General features: G+C 51.7%; 1 protein-coding gene, 2 tRNA genes, 3 rRNA genes and 1 pseudogene. 1 reads left to right on the top strand and 6 read right to left on the bottom strand.

Annotation, left to right across the window (positions count from 1 at the left end; genetic code table 11):
• A pseudogene (locus ACI43T_RS11775) lies at positions 1-150 on the top strand (outer membrane protein assembly factor BamD); the annotation flags it as partial.
• Positions 151-242: 92 nt separating this feature from the next.
• Here the strand turns inward: ACI43T_RS11775 and ACI43T_RS11770 are convergent.
• The 6 genes from ACI43T_RS11770 to ACI43T_RS11745 form a co-directional block, all read right to left on the bottom strand.
• Entirely contained in the window at positions 243-530 is a 288-nt protein-coding gene (locus tag ACI43T_RS11770) for a ComEA family DNA-binding protein (protein WP_405387274.1), read from the bottom strand.
• Between the two features lie 196 nt (positions 531-726).
• Positions 727-840, bottom strand: a 5S ribosomal RNA gene (rrf, locus tag ACI43T_RS11765).
• A gap of 94 nt (positions 841-934) precedes the next feature.
• Positions 935-3,826, bottom strand: a 23S ribosomal RNA gene (locus tag ACI43T_RS11760).
• Between the two features lie 354 nt (positions 3,827-4,180).
• A tRNA-Ala gene (locus ACI43T_RS11755) sits at positions 4,181-4,256 on the bottom strand.
• Positions 4,257-4,278: 22 nt separating this feature from the next.
• A tRNA-Ile gene (locus tag ACI43T_RS11750) sits at positions 4,279-4,355 on the bottom strand.
• Between the two features lie 59 nt (positions 4,356-4,414).
• A 16S ribosomal RNA gene (locus ACI43T_RS11745) occupies positions 4,415-5,955 on the bottom strand.
• The 16S, 23S and 5S rRNA genes sit together here with 2 tRNA genes alongside, the layout of an rRNA operon.
• Between the last annotated feature and the right edge of the window lie 285 nt (positions 5,956-6,240).

Below are 6,240 nucleotides of genomic sequence, written 5' to 3'. Positions count from 1 at the left end.
GCCATGATGGAGCTGGCATATAAGAAGCTGGGCAAACCGCAGCTGGCAGCGGACAGCAGACGCATTCTGGCCGGCAACTTTCCGGCCAGCCCCTACCTGCAAAAACCGTGGCGCCCCGACGATATGCCGTGGTGGCGCTATTGGCGTTAGCCCGGCCATTTCCGGCCGTATAAACGGCATCAAAGCCGGAACAACTGTTCCGGCTTTTTCCTGCACCGCCGCCGCAAGGGCCGTCGACACGGTTACGGTTTCACCGCCGGCACGGCCTTTTTCGCCGCTGGCGGCGCCACCGACGCCTCATCCTTCAGCTTCGAGAAGATACCCTCGCCGATACCCTTCACCTTCTTCAAATCCTCCACCGTTTTGAACTGGCCGTTCTGCTGGCGGTAGGCCACTATCGCCTTCGCTTTGGCCGGACCGATGCCCGGCAACGCCTCCAATTCGGCCGCCGTCGCCGTATTGATATTGACCGCCGCCAACGCCAACGGTACGGCCAACAATGCCAGAATGCCAAACAGTATGTGCTTCATCTTCTTTATCCTTGTCACTCAATCAAAGTCTACACGGCAACCGCCGCAACAGTCAGCATCATAACAGATCGGCAATCCATATCAACAACCAAATTACAATCACACCCTTTATAATACATATTTGTCTGCATCATGCCACACCTCCCGCACAAAAAACAACCCCCGATACTTTTCGTATCAGGGGTCCGGTATGGGTGTTTGGCAGTGACCTACTTTCGCATGGAACAACCACACTATCATCGGCGCTGAGTCGTTTCACGGTCCTGTTCGGGATGGGAAGGCGTGGGACCAACTCGCTATGGCCGCCAAACTTAAACTGTACAAATCGGTAAAGCCTTAATCAATATATTTGGTGATGACTGAATCAGTCAGTAAGCTTTTATCTTTGAAGTTCTTCAAATGATAGAGTCAAGCCTCACGAGCAATTAGTATGGGTTAGCTTCACGCGTTACCGCGCTTCCACACCCCACCTATCAACGTCCTGGTCTCGAACGACTCTTTAGTGCGGTTAAACCGCAGGGGAAGTCTCATCTTCAGGCGAGTTTCGCGCTTAGATGCTTTCAGCGCTTATCTCTTCCGAACTTAGCTACCCGGCGATGCCACTGGCGTGACAACCGGTACACCAGAGGTTCGTCCACTCCGGTCCTCTCGTACTAGGAGCAGCCCCCGTCAAACTTCCAACGCCCACTGCAGATAGGGACCAAACTGTCTCACGACGTTTTAAACCCAGCTCACGTACCACTTTAAATGGCGAACAGCCATACCCTTGGGACCGACTACAGCCCCAGGATGTGATGAGCCGACATCGAGGTGCCAAACTCCGCCGTCGATATGAACTCTTGGGCGGAATCAGCCTGTTATCCCCGGAGTACCTTTTATCCGTTGAGCGATGGCCCTTCCATACAGAACCACCGGATCACTATGTCCTGCTTTCGCACCTGCTCGACTTGTCGGTCTCGCAGTTAAGCTACCTTTTGCCATTGCACTATCAGTCCGATTTCCGACCGGACCTAGGTAACCTTCGAACTCCTCCGTTACTCTTTGGGAGGAGACCGCCCCAGTCAAACTGCCTACCATGCACGGTCCCCGACCCGGATTACGGGTCTGGGTTAGAACCTCAAAGCCACCAGGGTGGTATTTCAAGGACGGCTCCACAGAAACTAGCGTCTCTGCTTCAAAGCCTCCCACCTATCCTACACAAGTGACTTCAAAGTCCAATGCAAAGCTACAGTAAAGGTTCACGGGGTCTTTCCGTCTAGCAGCGGGTAGATTGCATCTTCACAACCACTTCAACTTCGCTGAGTCTCGGGAGGAGACAGTGTGGCCATCGTTACGCCATTCGTGCGGGTCGGAACTTACCCGACAAGGAATTTCGCTACCTTAGGACCGTTATAGTTACGGCCGCCGTTTACTGGGGCTTCGATCCGATGCTCTCACATCTTCAATTAACCTTCCAGCACCGGGCAGGCGTCACACCCTATACGTCCACTTTCGTGTTAGCAGAGTGCTGTGTTTTTAATAAACAGTCGCAGCCACCTATTCTCTGCGACCCTCCAGGGCTTACGGAGCAAGTCCTTAACCTTAGAGGGCATACCTTCTCCCGAAGTTACGGTATCAATTTGCCGAGTTCCTTCTCCCGAGTTCTCTCAAGCGCCTTAGAATTCTCATCCTGCCCACCTGTGTCGGTTTGCGGTACGGTTCGATTCAAACTGAAGCTTAGTGGCTTTTCCTGGAAGCGTGGTATCGGTTACTTCATGTCCGTAGACACTCGTCGTCACTTCTCGGTGTTAAGAAGACCCGGATTTGCCTAAGTCTTCCACCTACCGGCTTAAACAAGCTATTCCAACAGCTTGCTAACCTAACCTTCTCCGTCCCCACATCGCATTTGAATCAAGTACAGGAATATTAACCTGTTTCCCATCGACTACGCATTTCTGCCTCGCCTTAGGGGCCGACTCACCCTACGCCGATGAACGTTGCGTAGGAAACCTTGGGCTTTCGGCGAGCGGGCTTTTCACCCGCTTTATCGCTACTCATGTCAACATTCGCACTTCTGATACCTCCAGCACACTTTACAATGCACCTTCATCGGCCTACAGAACGCTCCCCTACCATGCTAGTAAACTAGCATCCGCAGCTTCGGTTATAGATTTGAGCCCCGTTACATCTTCCGCGCAGGACGACTCGACCAGTGAGCTATTACGCTTTCTTTAAATGATGGCTGCTTCTAAGCCAACATCCTGGCTGTCTGGGCCTTCCCACTTCGTTTACCACTTAATCTATCATTTGGGACCTTAGCTGGCGGTCTGGGTTGTTTCCCTCTTGACAACGGACGTTAGCACCCGCTGTCTGTCTCCCGAGGAACCACTTGATGGTATTCTGAGTTTGCCATGGGTTGGTAAGTTGCAATAACCCCCTAGCCATAACAGTGCTTTACCCCCATCAGTGTCTTGCTCGAGGCACTACCTAAATAGTTTTCGGGGAGAACCAGCTATCTCCGAGTTTGTTTAGCCTTTCACCCCTATCCACAGCTCATCCCCGCATTTTGCAACATGCGTGGGTTCGGTCCTCCAGTACCTGTTACGGCACCTTCAACCTGGCCATGGATAGATCACTCGGTTTCGGGTCTACACCCAGCAACTCTTCGCCCTATTAAGACTCGGTTTCCCTACGCCTCCCCTATCCGGTTAAGCTCGCTACTGAATGTAAGTCGTTGACCCATTATACAAAAGGTACGCAGTCACACCATAAGAGTGCTCCCACTGTTTGTATGCATCAGGTTTCAGGTTCTATTTCACTCCCCTCCCGGGGTTCTTTTCGCCTTTCCCTCACGGTACTGGTTCACTATCGGTCGATGATGAGTATTTAGCCTTGGAGGATGGTCCCCCCATATTCAGACAGGATTTCACGTGTCCCGCCCTACTTTTCGTACGCTTAGTACCACTATTGAGATTTCGAATACGGGACTATCACCCACTATGGCCAAGCTTCCCAGCTTGTTCTTCTATCTCGACAGTTATCACGTGCAGGCTCCTCCGCGTTCGCTCGCCACTACTTGCGGAATCTCGGTTGATTTCTTTTCCTCCGGGTACTTAGATGGTTCAGTTCTCCGGGTTCGCTTCTCTAAGTCTATGTATTCAACTTAGGATACTGCACAGAATGCAGTGGGTTTCCCCATTCGGACATCACCGGATCATAGCTTTATTGCCAGCTCCCCGATGCTTTTCGCAGGCTTACACGTCCTTCGTCGCCTATCATCGCCAAGGCATCCACCTGATGCACTTATTCACTTGACTCTATCATTTCAAGAACCTCTCTGACTTCGTCCGACATTCCGTTGACTAGAATACCAAACTTGAACTTCCTACTCTGATAAAGCTTACTGCTTGTTGTGTCTTAATCCCGCCTTTTGTCTTTCGGGATTAAGTCGATACAATCATCACCCAAATACTGTACCTGTTTTTCTTTTCCTTTTAAGGAGACAACTGACCGTTTGCAATCGGCCAATCGTCAAAAACAGACACATTGTCTTTGTTTGTTGATTTCGGCTTTCCAATTTGTTAAAGATCGATGCGTTCAATATTGCTATTTACTTCGCAAATCAAAATAAGCTGCACTTCGCTGCAACTCGTTTTGATTTGGGAAATATTTGGTGGAGGCAAACGGGATCGAACCGATGACCCCCTGCTTGCAAAGCAGGTGCTCTACCAACTGAGCTATGCCCCCGTATCCTGCAGACCGTAGCTTCTGGTGGGTCTGGTAGGACTTGAACCTACGACCCCACGCTTATCAAGCGTGTGCTCTAACCACCTGAGCTACAAACCCTTCCTGCCGCATCTTACAGTTTACCGATAAGTGTGGATGCCCAAACCCCTTCTCTCTAGAAAGGAGGTGATCCAGCCGCAGGTTCCCCTACGGCTACCTTGTTACGACTTCACCCCAGTCATGAAGCATACCGTGGCAAGCGGCCCCCTTGCGGTTAGCCTACCTGCTTCTGGTATCCCCCACTCCCATGGTGTGACGGGCGGTGTGTACAAGACCCGGGAACGTATTCACCGCAGTATGCTGACCTGCGATTACTAGCGATTCCGACTTCATGCACTCGAGTTGCAGAGTGCAATCCGGACTACGATCGGTTTTTTGGGATTGGCTCCACCTCGCGGCTTGGCTACCCTCTGTACCGACCATTGTATGACGTGTGAAGCCCTGGTCATAAGGGCCATGAGGACTTGACGTCATCCCCACCTTCCTCCGGCTTGTCACCGGCAGTCTCATTAGAGTGCCCAACCAAATGATGGCAACTAATGACAAGGGTTGCGCTCGTTGCGGGACTTAACCCAACATCTCACGACACGAGCTGACGACAGCCATGCAGCACCTGTGTTACGGCTCCCGAAGGCACCCTTCCGTCTCCGGAAGGTTCCGTACATGTCAAGACCAGGTAAGGTTCTTCGCGTTGCATCGAATTAATCCACATCATCCACCGCTTGTGCGGGTCCCCGTCAATTCCTTTGAGTTTTAATCTTGCGACCGTACTCCCCAGGCGGTCGATTTCACGCGTTAGCTTCGCTACCAAGCAATCAAGTTGCCCAACAGCTAATCGACATCGTTTAGGGCGTGGACTACCAGGGTATCTAATCCTGTTTGCTACCCACGCTTTCGGGCATGAACGTCAGTGCTATCCCAGGGGGCTGCCTTCGCCATCGGTATTCCTCCACATCTCTACGCATTTCACTGCTACACGTGGAATTCTACCCCCCTCTGACACACTCTAGCCACCCAGTTCAGAACGCAATTCCCAGGTTGAGCCCGGGGATTTCACATCCTGCTTAAGTAACCGTCTGCGCCCGCTTTACGCCCAGTAATTCCGATTAACGCTCGCACCCTACGTATTACCGCGGCTGCTGGCACGTAGTTAGCCGGTGCTTATTCTTCCGGTACCGTCAGCACGCAATGGTATTAACATCGCGCTTTTCTTCCCGGACAAAAGTCCTTTACAACCCGAAGGCCTTCTTCAGACACGCGGCATGGCTGGATCAGGGTTGCCCCCATTGTCCAAAATTCCCCACTGCTGCCTCCCGTAGGAGTCTGGGCCGTGTCTCAGTCCCAGTGTGGCGGATCATCCTCTCAGACCCGCTACTGATCGTCGCCTTGGTAGGCCTTTACCCCACCAACCAGCTAATCAGATATCGGCCGCTCAAACAGCGCAAGGCCCAAAGGTCCCCTGCTTTCTTCCTCAGAAGATATGCGGTATTAGCTAATCTTTCGATTAGTTATCCCCCACTGCTCGGTACGTTCCGATATGTTACTCACCCGTTCGCCACTCGCCGGCAGTAGTGCAAGCACTACCCCGCTGCCGTCCGACTTGCATGTGTAAAGCATGCCGCCAGCGTTCAATCTGAGCCAGGATCAAACTCTTATGTTCAATCTCTAACTTCTTAACTTCTGGTCTGCTTCAAAGAAACCAACAGAACAATGTCTACTAACATCGTCTTGTCTTCTTCTCAACAGTGTGGGGCCTCGGCACCCACACTTATCGGTAATCTGTATTGTTAAAGAACCCGTGCTTCGTGCTATAATTAACAACCCGAAACACCGCCGCAGCGCAGCGAAGAACCGAACTATACCCCTCCCACACCCCACCAGTCAAGTCAAACAACCGCAAAAATTTACCCCACCCCGCAAATAACTGTTATTCAAAGAAATATTT

It is taken from the genome of Neisseria oralis, from assembly GCF_045062685.1.
Classification (GTDB): domain Bacteria; phylum Pseudomonadota; class Gammaproteobacteria; order Burkholderiales; family Neisseriaceae; genus Neisseria; species Neisseria oralis.
This window is presented reverse-complemented; position numbering and strand designations above follow the sequence as displayed.